This window comes from Sphingomonas sp. R1 (genome assembly GCF_025960285.1).
Taxonomy (GTDB): domain Bacteria; phylum Pseudomonadota; class Alphaproteobacteria; order Sphingomonadales; family Sphingomonadaceae; genus Sphingomonas.
On the sequence record NZ_CP110111.1, the window covers coordinates 2566594 to 2580634 of the forward strand.

Annotated in this window: 10 protein-coding genes; 5 read left to right on the forward strand and 5 right to left on the reverse strand. The window is 68.3% G+C overall.

Going from position 1 to position 14041, the window contains the following annotated elements; all coding sequences use genetic code 11:
* Positions 1 to 4: 4 nt before the first annotated feature.
* Positions 5 to 2401, reverse strand: a complete 2397-nt coding sequence (locus OIM94_RS12305; RefSeq protein ID WP_264607009.1) for a membrane-bound PQQ-dependent dehydrogenase, glucose/quinate/shikimate family — start codon at positions 2399 to 2401, stop codon at positions 5 to 7.
* A 244-nt stretch (positions 2402 to 2645) separates the two neighbouring features.
* On the opposite strand from OIM94_RS12305, the gene OIM94_RS12310 reads away from it, so the two are divergent.
* From OIM94_RS12310 to kdsA, 4 genes are read left to right on the forward strand one after another with little or no spacing between them, the layout of a single operon-like run.
* Complete coding sequence (locus OIM94_RS12310) at positions 2646 to 3833, forward strand: hypothetical protein (protein ID WP_264607010.1); 1188 nt, start codon at positions 2646 to 2648, stop codon at positions 3831 to 3833.
* Positions 3830 to 4828, forward strand: coding sequence for a KpsF/GutQ family sugar-phosphate isomerase (locus OIM94_RS12315; RefSeq protein WP_264607011.1), 999 nt, complete (start codon positions 3830 to 3832; stop codon positions 4826 to 4828). Before OIM94_RS12310 ends, OIM94_RS12315 begins: the two co-directional genes overlap by 4 nt.
* Positions 4821 to 6149: a cytidylyltransferase domain-containing protein gene (locus tag OIM94_RS12320; protein ID WP_264607012.1), complete on the forward strand. Its 1329-nt coding sequence runs from the start codon at positions 4821 to 4823 to the stop codon at positions 6147 to 6149. The genes OIM94_RS12315 and OIM94_RS12320 overlap by 8 nt, the downstream gene beginning before the upstream one ends.
* Positions 6150 to 6160: 11 nt before the next feature.
* Entirely contained in the window at positions 6161 to 6982 is an 822-nt protein-coding gene (gene kdsA, locus OIM94_RS12325) for a 3-deoxy-8-phosphooctulonate synthase (protein WP_264607013.1), read from the forward strand.
* Between the two features lie 16 nt (positions 6983 to 6998).
* Here kdsA and OIM94_RS12330 read toward each other — a convergent pair whose 3' ends face one another.
* From OIM94_RS12330 to OIM94_RS12340, 3 genes are all read right to left on the reverse strand, one after another.
* A complete protein-coding gene (locus OIM94_RS12330) occupies positions 6999 to 7223 on the reverse strand; it encodes a DUF3072 domain-containing protein (protein WP_264607014.1) in 225 nt (74 codons plus the stop codon).
* 72 nt (positions 7224 to 7295) lie between these two features.
* Positions 7296 to 9659, reverse strand: a complete 2364-nt coding sequence (locus OIM94_RS12335; RefSeq protein ID WP_264607015.1) for a hypothetical protein — start codon at positions 9657 to 9659, stop codon at positions 7296 to 7298.
* Between the two features lie 65 nt (positions 9660 to 9724).
* Positions 9725 to 10627: a YihY/virulence factor BrkB family protein gene (locus OIM94_RS12340; RefSeq protein WP_264607016.1), complete on the reverse strand. Its 903-nt coding sequence runs from the start codon at positions 10625 to 10627 to the stop codon at positions 9725 to 9727.
* A gap of 237 nt (positions 10628 to 10864) precedes the next feature.
* Here OIM94_RS12340 and OIM94_RS12345 point away from each other — a divergent pair, with 237 nt between their 5' ends.
* Entirely contained in the window at positions 10865 to 12946 is a 2082-nt protein-coding gene (locus OIM94_RS12345; RefSeq protein ID WP_264607017.1) for a radical SAM protein, read from the forward strand.
* Here the strand turns inward: OIM94_RS12345 and dinB are convergent.
* Entirely contained in the window at positions 12943 to 14028 is a 1086-nt protein-coding gene (dinB, locus tag OIM94_RS12350) for a DNA polymerase IV (protein ID WP_264607018.1), read from the reverse strand. The genes OIM94_RS12345 and dinB overlap by 4 nt on opposite strands.
* Positions 14029 to 14041: the final 13 nt, after the last annotated feature.

The window sequence follows — 14041 nt, forward strand, 5'->3', positions numbered from 1 at the left end:
GACATCACCGACGCGGCAGCGCGTAGGCGATGATCGAATCGCCCCGCTTGGTGCCGAGCGAGCCGTGCCCCCCTGCCGCGATGACGACGAACTGGCGCCCGCTGCGGGCCGACCAATAGCTCATCGGCGTGGCCTGGCCGCCGGCGGGAAGCCGTCCGCGCCACAGCACCTTGCCCGTCGTCACGTCATAGGCGCGCAGATAATAGTCGAGCGCCGATCCCATGAACGCGACGCCGCCTGCCGTCAGCATGGGGCCGCCCAGCGAGGGGACTCCCAGCTTGAAAGGCAGCGGTACCGGGGTCTGGTCACGCGACGTGCCGTTGCGATGCTGCCAGACCTTCTTGCCGCTCACCAGATCGATGCCGGCGACATAGCCCCAGGGCGGGGCCTGACAGGGCAGGCCGAGCGGCGAGAGGAAAGGATTGAGGGCAACGGCAAACGGGGCGCCCGTATTCGGATTGAAGCCCTTGATGTCCGATCCCCCGAAATCCGATCCTCCGGCCGGTCCGCGCAGCTTCGGATCGGCGGCGTCGGATTCGGGCCGCGGAACCAGCCGGTCGACAAAGGCCATGTAGTTGGGGTGGGCAAAGGCGATCATCCGCACGGGATCGATCGCCATGCCGCCCCAGTCCATCACCCCGAAATTGCCTGGAAAGACCAGGGTGCCCTGTTGCGACGGCGGCGTGTAGGGTCCCTCATAGCGCAGACGCTTGAACTTGATCCGGCAGGCGAGCTGATCGAACATCGTTGCACCCCACATGTCCGCGTCCGTCACGCGCTCCTTGGACATGAGGCTCAGCGCGGACTCGGGCTGGGTAGGGGAGGTGCGGTCGCCGGCGGCGGCACCCTGGGGCACGGCGATCTCGCGTACGGGGACGAGCGGCTCGCCGGTACGCCGATCGAGCACGAACAGGTTGCCGGTCTTGGTCGACTGAATCAGCGCCGGTACTCGGCCCTTGCCGGGCAGGTTCAGGTCCACGAGTGCGGGCTGGGCGGGAACGTCCATGTCCCACAGGTCGTGATGGACCGTCTGGAAGCTCCAGCGCACCTTGCCGGTCGCCGCCTCGAGCGCGATCACGGAGGTTGCGAAGCGCTCGGTCTCCGGCGTGCGGCGGCCACCCCATTGGTCGATCGCGGCCATGCCGGTCGGAATGTAGACGAGGCCCAGCGCGGGATCGGCGGCGGCGATGGTCCAGCTGTTCGGGCTGGAGGGCACGTAGCGGCCGGCGCCGGGGGCCTTGGGGGTCGTGTCGCCGGGATTAGCCGGATCGAATGCCCAGACGGCGCGGCCGCTGGTCACGTCATAGGCGCGCACCACGCCCGAGGGCATGAAGGTCGTCTTGTTGTCATAGACCGCGCCACCGAAGATCGCGAGATTGCCGATGATGACGGGCGGCGAGGTGATCTGCCACCAGCCACGCTGCTGGCCGGGCAGGCCCGGCCACACATCGACCTGCCCGCCCGTGCCGAACCCGGGGCAGGGACGGCCGCTGGCAGCGTCGAGCGCGATCAGGCGCGCATCGTTGGTGCCCATGAGGATCCGGTTGGCGCAGATGCCGCCGGTGCCGGGCGCGGCGCCATTGCTGTGATAGGATACGCCGCGGCAGGTGAGGTGCTGCATGTCCTGCGAGGCGCGGATCTGCGGATCGTAACGCCAGACCTGCTGGCCCGTCTCCGCATCCAGCGCGAAGACGATGTTGTGCGGCGAGCACAGATAGACGCGGTCGCCCACCTTGATCGGCGTCACTTCATAGGTGAACTCGTCGGGGTCGGCGCCGGTCTTCAGATCGCCGGTGTGGAATTCCCATGCTTTTTCGAGTCGACCAACATTGGCGGGAGTGATCTGGTCGATCGGCGACCAGCGATCGCCGCGCCACGACCGGCCATAGGCGTTCCAGTCCTCCCGGGGCGTGCCGCCAAGGACGCTGGCGGGCGCGACGCCGCGGGCCCCGGGCAGGCTGCCGGCAAGGTCGTGCGGGTTGGTGAAGGCGGTTACGAGCAGCACCAGCGCCGCCAGCCCTAGGCTGCCGACCAGCGGCCAGGCGCGGCCCGGCCAGCGCGGCGAGCCGAGCCGGCGGACCACGGCCGGCAGTGCGAGCACGACCCCCAGCGGCACGAGGATGTCGCCGCGTGGGGCCAGCGCCCAGAAATCCCAGCCCGCTTCGGCCACGGCCCAGATCATCGTCGCGACGAGCAGCAGCGCGTATAGCAGCAGCGCCATCGGCTTGCGGCGATATAGCAGCCATGCGCTGGCGATCAGCGCCAGCCCGGCCAGCAGATAATAGACAGATCCCCCCAGCAGCGCGAGCCAGAGCCCTCCGCCGCCGATCGCAAGCCCCACCAAGGCAAGGATCGCGGCGAGCACGGTGAGCAGGCGCGAGGATCGTTGCTGGTCGGCCATGGCACGCTCCGGAACCGTCTTCAGGGGATTGCCGGCCCAACCGGTCGCGATGGCTGCGGGTTCCGGAAGGGAGGAGGACTAGGCAAGTTTTTCCTAGCGTCCGCGCCCGGTGCGGGTGGCGCTGTTCCTATAAGAGACAGGTGGAGACGGGTTCTGTCTCCCGATGTGCAGTGGAGCAGGCCTTGGCAGAACGCGTCCTTCGTCTGAACGGCACCCCGCCGATGCGTTCCGGGGGCATGGTTCGGTGAAGATCCTCTTCTACCTTCCGGTGATGACGCCGTGGTGGTTCGACCAGGTATTCGAACCGCTGATCCGGCGTGTCGCAGCGGTCGCGGAAGTCCACGTCCTTGCGCCCGCGCCGTGGCAGAATACCGGCATCGGTGCCGATCAGCTGGAACGCTGTGCCGATCTTGACGGGGTGCAATGGTCGATCGTCGACGATGCCGATCACCCCAGCCTGCGTACGGTGCCGGCCGATCCCGAAGGCCTGGTCGCCTTTGTGGCAGCGATTGCGCCCGATCTGGTGCTGTGCCGCAGCGCCGATGTCGACACGCCGCGCCGCTTTCCGGGTGTCGTCCGCCACATCATGGAAGCGGTGCTTACCCCCTTCGATCTCGGCGACCGGCCGAACACCATCTTTCTGCCCGAATCGCCCTTCGCGAACGGTGCGATGCCGGAGCTGACGGCGCAGCAGGCGGCGCAGATCGATGCGCTGATCACGCCCTGCTGGGACGACATGCAGGCGCATTGGCGGGCCGCAATCCCCGATCGTGCGACCGTCTTCGGTGCGTTCGACCTGCCGCTGGATCGTCCGGCGATCCTGCTCCCGCTCGAATATGCCCATGCCGAGAATTTCTATCTGCAGCACCGGCCCGGCGGCCTCGACGATGAAGCGCTCGTCCGTCAGGCCGCAGAGTCGGTCGCGGCGGCGGGCATGACGCTGGTGGTGACCGATCACCCGCTCAACAGCCTCTATGTCGAACGCCAGCCCCTATACGACGCCATCCACGCGCTCGACGGGCCCGTCCTGGCGGATCCTGCCGCCCTCGGCCAATCCGCCACCACGGCGCTGCTCGCGCATGTCGACGGCGTCCTGCTCGGCGATTCCAAGACCTTCGCCACTGCAGCCGCCTTCGGCACCCCGATGTACCGCGCAACCCGCTTCGAAAGCGCGCCTTGGCTGCATATGGAAACCGATCTTTTCCGCTTCCTCGCCGCCGTGTCCGCCGGCACCGCTGCGCGCCCTGACGCCGCGCTCGTCCGGCGCTGGTTCGGCTATCACTATGCAAACGAGGCCTTCCATCCGACCGATCCGGCGCTGACCGGCGCAAGGGTGATCGCGCACGCCCTGCGTCCGCTGGACCCGTCGCGCTGGGAGGTCGGGCTAGGCTTGCTGGCGCGCCCCGCCGGCTCCGAGGAACTCGCGGCATGAAGATCGGGGCCGTCACCCGTGCCCCGCAGTCCGCGCCGGGCACCGCGCTTGCCTGGGCAGGCGAGGTGATTGCGGCGGAGCGCCGCGCGCTGCAGGCGTTCGAAGCGGTGCTGCCGCCGTCGCTCACCGACGCGGTCGTCGCGATCGCCGGGCAGGCGAGCCCACTCACCTGCCTTGGCATGGGCAAGTCCGGGTTGATCGCGGCCAAGATCGCGGCGACCTTCTCCAGCCTCGGCACGCCCGCCTTCGCGCTCAATGCCGGCGAGGCGGCGCATGGCGATCTCGGCGCGGTGCAGGACGGCAATGTCGTGCTGCTCTTCTCGAACAGCGGCACCACGGACGAGATTGCGCGCATCCTGCCGCTGCTAAAGGCACGTGCTTGCGTGCTTATCGGCGTCGTCGGGCGGCCCGATTCTCCGCTTGGCCGCGCGGTCGACATCCTCATCCCTGCGATCACCGCCGGCGAGGCCGACCATATTGGCATGGCGCCGACATGCAGCACGACGCTCCAGCTCGCGATCGGCGATGCACTGGCCGTGGCGGTCAGCCGCTCGCGTGGGTTCACTCGCGCCGATTTCCTGCGACACCACCCGGCCGGGCTGCTGGGGCGGCAGTCGATCCCGCTGCGCACGCTGATGCGGACCGGCGACGAGCTTCCCAAGGTCGGCCCCGAGGCGCCGGTCGCGGACCTGCTCGCCGCCATGTCGGCGGGGCGGATGGGCGCGGCCTGCGTGGTCGATGCCGAGCAGCGCCTGCTGGGCCTGGTAGTGGACGGCGATGTGCGCCGCCACTTCCAATCGCGCCGCGATGTCTACGATACCCCCGCCGCTGCGCTGATGCAGCCCCACCCGCAGGTGATCGACGTCGCCGCGACGCTGGGCGACGCGCTGCTGCTGCTGCGCGAGCGCGAAGGGGGATTTCTGGTTCTGCCCGTGGTCGACGACGAGGGACGTCTGCACGGCATGTTGCATGCCAAGGATATGATGAATGGCTAAGCCCCTGAAGATCGTCGCCTTCGTCCCCGCCAAGGGCAATAGCGAGCGCGTCTCGGACAAGAACACGCGCATCCTGGACGGCGAGCACCTGTTCAAGCGCAAGCTGCTTCAGGCGCTGGATTGTCCAGCGATCACCGAAGTCTGCCTCGATACCGAGAGCAAGGCGATGGCCGACATGGCCAGCGACCTGCCGGTGACCTGGCTGGAGCGCCCGGCCGAGCTGGCGACCAACGCAACCGATGGGCACGGCATGTTCGCCTGGGAATGTGCGCAGCGCCCGGATGCCGATATCTGGATCCAGCTGCTCTGCACCGCGCCCTTCGTCACCGCCGAGACGATCGGCCGTGCGATCGAGCGGCTGCTCGCCGAGCCGGAGGCGGACAGCCTCGTCGCGGTCACGCGGGCGAAGCAATATTGCTGGACCGGGCAGGGCCCCGTCTATGGCACCGGCCGCATTCCCAACAGCGTCGAGCTGCCCGAGACGATCGTCGAGGCAATGAGTCTCTACATCGTCCGGCGCACCGGCGACGGGGCGGCTTCCCGCCGCTTCGGTACCCGTCCGATCCTGTTCGATCTCGATCCGATCGAGCAGATCGACATCAACCACCATCACGACCTCGTTATCGCCGAGACGGTCGCCGCCGGCTTCCGCCAGGCCGAGGTGACCAGGTTCCGCGCGATGCTGCCGCACCTTTCCTCGCCGGTCCTCTCAGATATCCTGAAGGAGCGCGGCCACCGGGTGGTGCTGCCCAAGGCGCTGCGCCCGACCAGCGGCGGCAAGTTCCTCGGCCGCGCCAAGACGATCGAGCTGGCGGCGCTCGCCCAGCGCCCGGATCGCTCGCCCGACGGGCCCTGGCACGGCATCTACGGCGCGCTGCAATCCTATCGCTTCGTGCGCCCCGGCGACGTGATCATGGTGGCCACCGACGTTCCCGAATATGCCTATTTCGGCGATCTCAACGCCAATCTCGCGATCCGCTCGGGCGCGGTGGGCGCGGTGATCGACGGCGCGACGCGTGATACCGCCGATGTGCGCGCGCTCGGCCTGCCGGTCTTTGCCCGCGGGCAGACCTGCGACGACATCAAATATGAAGGCACGCTCAAGGCGATGAACCGCCCGATCACGATGGGCGACGTGACGATCGCCAACGGCGATGTGGTATTTGCCGATGCGGATGGGATAGTGGCAGTGCCCAGGGCGCTGTGGCCCGAGATCGAGGAAGCCGCGTGGAACGTGCTCTCCAATGAGGCACGCATCCGAATGCAGGCGGCGCGTGGACGCGACGTGGACGCGATCCTCGCCGAATGCGGCGCGTTTTGAAGGATTTGAATATGAAGACGGTCAAGGTCGGTGCCATCGAAATCGCCAATGACAAGCCGTTCGTGCTCGTCGCGGGACCCTGCGCGATGGAGAGCCGCGACCACGCCTTCTTCATGGCCGAGGCGCTGACCCGGCTCTGCGCCGAGCTCGGCATCGGCTTCATCTACAAGAGCTCGTTCGACAAGGGGAACCGCACCTCGATCGACGCGCCGCGCGGCATCGGCATCGACGCGGCGCTGCAGGTGTTCGCCGAGGTGAAAGCCGAATTCGGCTGCCCGGTGCTGACCGACGTGCACGATGCCGGCCAGTGCGCGCCCGTGGCCGAGGTGGTCGACGTGCTGCAGATCCCGGCCTTTCTCTGCCGCCAGACCGATCTGCTCGTCGCCGCCGCGCATACCGGCCGCGCGATCAACGTGAAGAAGGGCCAGTTCCTCGCCCCCTGGGACATGAAGAATGTCGCGCAGAAAATCGCATCCTCGGGCAACGAGAACGTGATCCTGTGCGAGCGCGGGGCGAGTTTCGGCTACAACACGCTGGTGAGCGACATGCGTTCGCTGCCGATCATGGCACAGACCGGCTATCCGGTGATGTTCGATGCGACCCACTCGGTACAGCAGCCGGGCGGGCAGGGCACAAGTTCGGGCGGCCAGCGCGAGTTCGTGCCGGCACTCGCCCGGGCCGCGATCGCGGTAGGCGTGGCGGCGGTGTTCATCGAGACCCATCAGGCCCCCGACACCGCCCCCAGCGACGGCCCCAACATGGTGCCGCTCGACCAGATGCCGGCGCTGCTCGCCCGGCTTAAGGCGTTCGACACGCTCGCCAAGCAGGGCTGAACCGGCCGGCCGCGGATCAGCGGCCGAGCTGTTCCTTCAGAGCATCGATCCGCTTCGAGGCTTCGGCCTTGTTCAGCGTGCCCTCGATCGGCGGCTCGCCTGCTTCCTCGAGCAGGGTGGTCAGGTAAGACGCTTGCGCGCCCGTCATCGGATCGTCGCCCGACACCCAGTCATCGGGGTTCTTCTCGGTATTCGAGCCGGGATGGTCGTCGAGCTTCGGATTGTGCAGCGATTCCGCCATGATTGCCTCGCATTCGTTCCTGTTGTGTTCTTAAACGATCCCGGCGCGCGGGCGGTTCCACCTCGTGGGAATTCAGCCGGGCAGCGACACGCTCGCGATGTTGTCGGGCGCGTCATGCAGACGCAGATAGAGCTTCTTGCCCATCGGCTTCGGCAGCGTGAGCGACGTGCCGACGAAGCCGAGCGGAACCTGGGTCGACGAGGCGAAGTCGGCGCTGCCGCTGAACGCCGACACGACGAACAGATCCCGGCCGACAAGCGTGCAGCTGGTGCCTTCGGCGGGGCAGTTCAGGCCGTTGAGCAGGGGGAGGCGGGCCAAGGCAACTAGCGGCTGCCAGTCGCCGGAGGCGCCAGCTTGCACCAGTCGGAACCGCAGCGGTCCCGCCACGCCCGGCCCGAGCAGCGCCCGCGGGACGAAATGCGCCACCACCACGTCGCTGCCGATGCGCTGGAGGCTGCCATCGGCAAAGTGCAGCTTGGCAGTGGCTCCCTCGCCGCCAATGATCTCCACCGCGCCAGTATCGCCCAGCGTCCCGCGCGTCACGCGGAGGGAGAAGTCGATGGCCGCATCGGCGGGCAGCACGCCCTCGGGCAAGGCGATTGCGAGCCCTTCCTTTGCCAGTGGCGATACGGCAGCGCGGCTCAGCACGGTTGCGGCGGGACGCGGGCTCGCCCCGCGCACGGCGAGCTTCACGCTACGCCCGTCGCGCAGCCGCACTACCGCTTCGCCGTCCCCGGTGGGGATGGTGGCTTCCGCCGTCATCACCATCCGATCGCCCTCGCTGCCGCGCGACAGCGCGTCGGCGACGAAATGCAGGCCCTTCCAGTCGAGGCCGGTCACCTGGTCGAGCCGGGCGCCCTCGAGCACCCCCGTCTGATCGCCCGCATGGGCGAGGAAGCGATCCAGCCGGCTGGCTTCCAGCCGGGCGGTGAGGGGAATGCTGTCGGGCGGGGCGGTACCGAAGCGGGCGACGGCGAGGGTGAGCGCGCCAGGCTTCGCGTCCTTGAGCGGCAGGGTCATGGTCAGCTCGTCCTGGCCGGTCACCTTGAACGGCACCGAGGTTCGCGTGCCGCCGGCGTCGCTCAGCGCGATCTGGCTGACGCAGAAGGCGGCACCGCCGCGCAGCACCAACGGATGCTCGCGGCCGACCACGACATTGCTGTCCGGCGTCGCGCGCCAGGCGCCCATCGCATCGAGCTGTACCGGCAGGCGCGGCCCGGAAAAGCGGTCAAAACCCCAGCTGCCCTGCAGCACCGCATTGGCGACGGTGCCGATGTCCGCGGGCAGTGCGCCGTCCAGCCGGACGCCGCCTTTCTCGACATCGGGCGTCACCGGCAGGTCGCGGCTCTTGCCGTCCGCGCCGGTGATCCGCACCGACAGAGTCCGCCCGAAATCGGTGGCGTAGAGCAGGGGGGCGTCCTCGAGCGGCAGCGCCAGCCCTGGCTTGGCAAGGCACACCGGCGTCGGCCCGCCCGCCTGCCAGATCGGCGGCGAGGCAGGTCCTAGTGGAGGCAGTGGGGCGACCAGCACCGAGCGCGGGTTCTGGAAGGAGGGTGCGCCATTGAGCAGCAGCTTCAGCGTGTCGCCCCGACCGATCGCGATCGCCGGGAGATATTGATATTGCGGGCTGCGGAAGGCGCCGAACAGCTTCGCCACATCGCGTGCCAGTCCGATATAGGGGCTGTAAAAGCCGCCGCCGCCCTGGGGCGTCGCGGCCAGGCTGTAGGCGAGGTCTACCGGCGCGCCGGTCAGCGTCTCCGCCAGCGTCGTGCCGCGCTGCGCCTGGAGCACCAGCGAGTCGCGATTCTGCGTCAGGCATGCCGCCTGCAGCCCGCGCGGCCGGGCAAGGCATTCGGCATTGAGCTTGATGCGCAGCGCGTTGGCGAGCACGGGTGCATCGGTTGCCAGTCGCTCGGGTGCGCTCTCGCCGATCCGCGCGATCGCCGCGACAAAGGCATCGAGGCGGGCGCGATCGAGCGAGGCCTGGAACATGTCCTGCGCCGCGCGGACGAACACGCCGGGCCGCCCGCGCACCGTGTCGCGCACCGCGTCGAAGCCGCCGCCGGTGTCGGGGGCGAGGAGGAGTACCGCCTGTTCTGCGCCTTTGGGCACCGCCAGCTCGAGCCGGTTCTTCTTCTTGCGCCAAGTCTCGGCGACGAAGAACCAGTCCTTGGGGGGCGGGTTGGTCGCGCCGCGCAGGAAGGCGACGACGAGGAGATAGTGTGCCGATTGGTCCGGCGGCAGCGTCGCTTCCGCCGTCACCTTGTCGCCCGGCAGCAGCGACGGGACTGCGCCGATCGGCAGCGTCGTGCCGTCGCGGGTGACAGTCAGCTTCAGGTCGGGGCCGGCAAGGTCGAAGGCGTTCTGCTGGGCGCGTGCGGGGGCGGCGGCGAACAGCAGCGCCAGCATCAGCGGGATCAAGGGCATGCGAAGCATGGCCGCCGCTATAGGGGAAGCGGGCCGGGCAGGGCCACGGGCAACGCGACGAGCCGTTTGCGCGCTCACTCGGCGACGTTGTCCGCCACCCAGGCGCGACGTTCGCCGAGCGGGCGGGGGGCGCCCGTGGTCGTGTCGTGCTCGGTCTGGTGTTCCAGCTCGGAGTTCAGCTCGGCGCCGAACAACAGGATATAGGCGGAGAGATACAGCCAGGTGAGCAGGGCGACGATCGTGCCGAGCGCGCCATAGGTGGCGTCGAAGCGCCCGACATATCGGACATAGGCGCCGAAGCCGAGCGTCAGTGCCAGCCACAGCAGTGCCGCGAACAACGATCCCGGCGTGATCCACGTCCAGCGCGGCCGCGCGCGCGAGGGGCCGAACCGGTAGAGTGCCGCCGCACCGGCCGCCCCCGCGAGCGTCAGCAGCACATGGCTCACCACCTTGCCCAGCACGAGCAGCGCATCGGGGGCAAAGGGCAGCAGCCGGTCCAGCGCGCCCAGCATCGTCATCGCCAGCGCCGCGAGCACCGCCGCCATCACCGCACCCAGCGTGATCGCCAGCGCAGTCAGGTTGACCCAGACGAAGCTGCGCTTCTCCTTTTCCTCATAGGCAATGTTGAGCGCGGCGATGATCGCGCCGGCGCCGTTGCGCGCGCCGAACAGGGCGATGCCCAGCGCAATCAGGATGCCGAGGCCCTTGTCGCCATCGGGGCTGTGGACAAGGCCAAGCAGCTGGGTGCCGATCACGCCGGCCACGTCGCGCGGCAGGATGGCGGAAAGGGCGCGGACGTCGTGCAGCACCGTCGCGGTATCGGCGATCAGGCCATAGCAGAGCACGATCGCGCCCAGCAGCGGCACCAGCGCGAGAAAGCCGTAAAACGCGACTCCAGCGGCGATCAGCCCGATATTGTCGTCGCTCGACTCGTTCCAGCAGCGCCACAGTACCGATTTCCAGGCGGCCCAAGGCATGGCCCATGGGCTTTGCGCGTCGCGCCCCGTCGGATGCATCCCCTCGTCCCCCTCTCGTGGTTGAGGCGACCAAGCGCGCGACCCGAAATGCGGTTCCGGCGGCGGCGTCGAACGGATCGCCCGGGAATCGCGCGGCATGGGCCGTCCTGCGTTGGGACAAGTCTATAATGGTGGAAAGCCCGCCGCGTGCGGGGGCGTCGCCGGGTGTCCGTGGCGGCGACACGGGAGAATAGCGCCATGTTCGAATCGTCGATCCTTCGCGCGGAAACCGCCGACGATGCCATCCATCACGCGCATCAGCGGCTCGATGCAGAAGGACTGGCAGGCATGGGCGCTGCGATCGCGCCGTTCGACGGCATGACGGCGGCGCACCTTCCCGCCTTGCCAAGCCTGCTCGCGCGGGCCGTGGCCCTGCTGAGCGAGGCATTCCGCGCCGATACGCGCTCGCCGGCGGCCTATGCGGCGATGGAGGCGATTCCGTCGGGTGTAGCCGCGCTGATGTTCGACCTCATGCTGGATGGCATCTACGGGGACGCGCCGCGCGATGTGACGACGCTCAACGAGGTCGGGCTGCTCACGCTCGTAGGACTGCTGTCGTCGGCGCAGGCGCATGAGCAGGCGGCGACGTTGCTCGTCCAGGCGCGCGAACACGGCGCCAGCCCCGGGCTGGCGCGCGCTGCGTGGGTGGCGCGCTGCCGCTGGGCCGGTTGCCCGCACGATCTCGCCGCGCATCTTGTGCCCGCCGAACTCGGCTTTGCTGACAAGGCCGCGGCGCTTGCGCGGATCGACGCCGCTGGCCTCGATATCGCGGCGCATCGCGCCCGGCTGCGCTTCGCGCTCGCCGACAATGACATGGCCGCCGCGGATCAGGCGGCGGGCGTTGCGCTGTCCATTCCGCTTGGCGACAGCGACAAGATGGATCTGGTGCCCGAGCTCGCCCTTATGGCGGCGCGGCTCGCGGCGACAGGCGAACTCTCCCGACTGGGCGGCGATCATCTCCGCTGGGCATTCGCCGCGGCACCGTCGGTGACCAGCGCAACTGCCGACCTGCTGACACAGCAGTCGGCCGGGGGCGCGATCGCCTTTCTGGATCCCGCCGAGACGGAGGATGCGGTCCGCCTACTGCGCAGCTTTGTTGCGCCTTCCGCGGTTCCGGCCGTCACCGCCTATCCGATGCGCGACGGGAAGCCGCATGTCGACACGGTCTGGCTGGAGATCACCAACCACTGCAACCAGAAGTGCACCTTCTGCCCGGACATGTTCCGCGAAGACGCACGCACCTGGCTGCCGCTCCAGCAGGTGAAGGATCTCATCGATCAGCTGGCGGACACGGTCAGCGTCGGGTCCATGCAGCTCAATGCCTATGGCGAGCCGTTGCTGCACCCGAACATCGCCGAGATCCTGACGCATATCCGGGAGCGCAAGCTGCCGTTCCCGACCTTCTTCACCACGCACGGCATGACGCTGGTGGAGAAGAAGCTGAAGCAGCTTTCGGGCAACTATCCGTCCGGTATCGCGGTCTCGCTGCACAATGACAGCCAGGAAAGCTATGAGGCAACGCGCAGCCACAAGATTGGCGATTATGCAACGCTGGTCGCCCGCGTGACGGCACTGATGCGGCAGATGGCGGACGAACGCGCTCCCTCGCACGTTCGGCTCTACCAGATGGTGTCGAACGGGGCGGTGGATCTTCGGGTCGACGAGATGACCCGCAGCGCGTTTCCGGAAACGCCGGAGCGCATGCTAAACCATGTCCGCAAATGGGAGGCGATCGCCGCGAACATCGCGGAGGCGTTGGGCGAGGAGACGCAGGTACGCGCCTATGCCAACAGCCAGAATGCGATCTATCGTGCATTCCTGGAAGCCGATCAGGGCGATCGCAACCACCTGCCGATCCTGAGCTGGGTCGATGTTCATGGCCAAGTGCAATATGTGTTCATGTCGGCCCGGCCCGTTGGCACCTATGCCAACCTCCTGCTCGAATATGATCCGCGCTGGGCGGTGGAGCGGCGGCTGGTGAGCGCCTATCGCTGCGGATTCACTGCCGCACCGTCGCTGGCCATCTTCGCAACCGGCCAGCTGGGCATGTGCTGCCTCGATCTTAACAGCACGGCCACCTTCGGCGCGCTCTCCGACTTCGACAGCCTGCATGCGGCGCTGACCAGCCGCCAGGCGCTGCAGATGTTCGCGCAGCTTTCCAACGGGGTGTCGACCAGCCGTGGCTGCCAGATCTGCCTTGGCGGACCGGAGCGGCATTGCGCGAGCAAGCAGCTGCCGGGGCCGCCGCGCCCTATCGGTCATTTCCGCGACGGGATCTAGGACGCCGCCGCCGCGCCGAACAGCGGCAGCGGTGCGGCCTCGCTGCGATCGAAGTTGGACACGGTCACGCCCACCAGCCGTATGCCCTTGGGGGTGGGCAGCACCGATCGCAGCAGCGCAAGGCTGGCAGCGTGGAGCTGTTCGCGGCTGGTAATCGGCGCAGGCTGGCTGCGGCTGCGGGTGATGATCTGGAAGTCGGCGTACTTGATCTTCACCGTTGCGGTGCGGCCGAAGCCCTGCGTGCGCGAACACCATTCCCATACGTCGTCGGCCTGGCCGAGCACTGCGGCTTCGATCTCGGCATCATCGGTCAGGTCTCGGCTGAAGGTCGTTTCCGAGCCCGACGACTTGCGCTCGCGATTGGGGTTCACCGGCCGCTCGTCGATGCCGCGGACGATCTGGTGATACCATTCAGCGCTGCTGCCGAAATGTTGGTGGAGGAAGTCCAGTGATTTGGCACGCAGGTCCGCGCCCGTTTCGATTCCCAGCCGCTGCATCTTGGCAGCCGTCACCGGGCCGACGCCGTGGAATCGCGATACCGGCAGCGTCTCCACCCAGGCGGCTCCCATCTCCGGGGTGACCGCAAACTGGCCGTTCGGCTTGCGATGATCCGAGGCGAGCTTGGCGAGGAACTTGTTGTACGAAATGCCTGCCGAAGCGGTGAGGCCGGTCTCCGCCAGGATGCGGGCTCGGATCTCCTTCGCGGTCGCCCAGGCGGTGCCGAGCCTGCGGCGATCCTCGGTCACGTCGAGATAGGCTTCGTCGAGCGACAGCGGCTGGATGAGGTCGGTATAGTCGGCGAAGATCGCATGGATCTGCTGCGACACGGCCTTGTACACGTCAAAGCGCGGCCGCACGAAGATCAGGTCCGGGCAACGCCGCAGCGCCGTTACCGAGGGTAGCGCCGAGCGTACGCCGAACGTGCGCGCCTCATAGCTGGCCGCGGCCACCACCCCGCGCGCCGCCGCCGATCCCACCGCGACCGGCTTGCCGCGCAAGCGAGGATCGTCGCGTTGCTCGACCGAAGCGTAGAACGCATCCATGTCGATATGCAGGATCTTGCGGACGGGCTGGGGGGCCATGATCCGGCTATAC

Excerpts from the sequence above, each read along its gene's own strand:
- kdsA (WP_264607013.1), top strand. The coding sequence starts at position 6,161 with ATGAAGACGGTCAAGGTCGGTGCCATCGAAATCGCCAATGACAAGCCG.
- OIM94_RS12335 (WP_264607015.1), bottom strand. The coding sequence starts at position 9,659 with ATGCTTCGCATGCCCTTGATCCCGCTGATGCTGGCGCTGCTGTTCGCC.
- OIM94_RS12305 (WP_264607009.1), bottom strand. The coding sequence starts at position 2,401 with ATGGCCGACCAGCAACGATCCTCGCGCCTGCTCACCGTGCTCGCCGCG.
- OIM94_RS12320 (WP_264607012.1), top strand. The coding sequence starts at position 4,821 with ATGGCTAAGCCCCTGAAGATCGTCGCCTTCGTCCCCGCCAAGGGCAAT.
- dinB (WP_264607018.1), bottom strand. The coding sequence starts at position 14,028 with ATGGCCCCCCAGCCCGTCCGCAAGATCCTGCATATCGACATGGATGCG.
- OIM94_RS12315 (WP_264607011.1), top strand. The coding sequence starts at position 3,830 with ATGAAGATCGGGGCCGTCACCCGTGCCCCGCAGTCCGCGCCGGGCACC.
- OIM94_RS12330 (WP_264607014.1), bottom strand. The coding sequence starts at position 7,223 with ATGGCGGAATCGCTGCACAATCCGAAGCTCGACGACCATCCCGGCTCG.
- OIM94_RS12345 (WP_264607017.1), top strand. The coding sequence starts at position 10,865 with ATGTTCGAATCGTCGATCCTTCGCGCGGAAACCGCCGACGATGCCATC.
- OIM94_RS12340 (WP_264607016.1), bottom strand. The coding sequence starts at position 10,627 with ATGCCTTGGGCCGCCTGGAAATCGGTACTGTGGCGCTGCTGGAACGAG.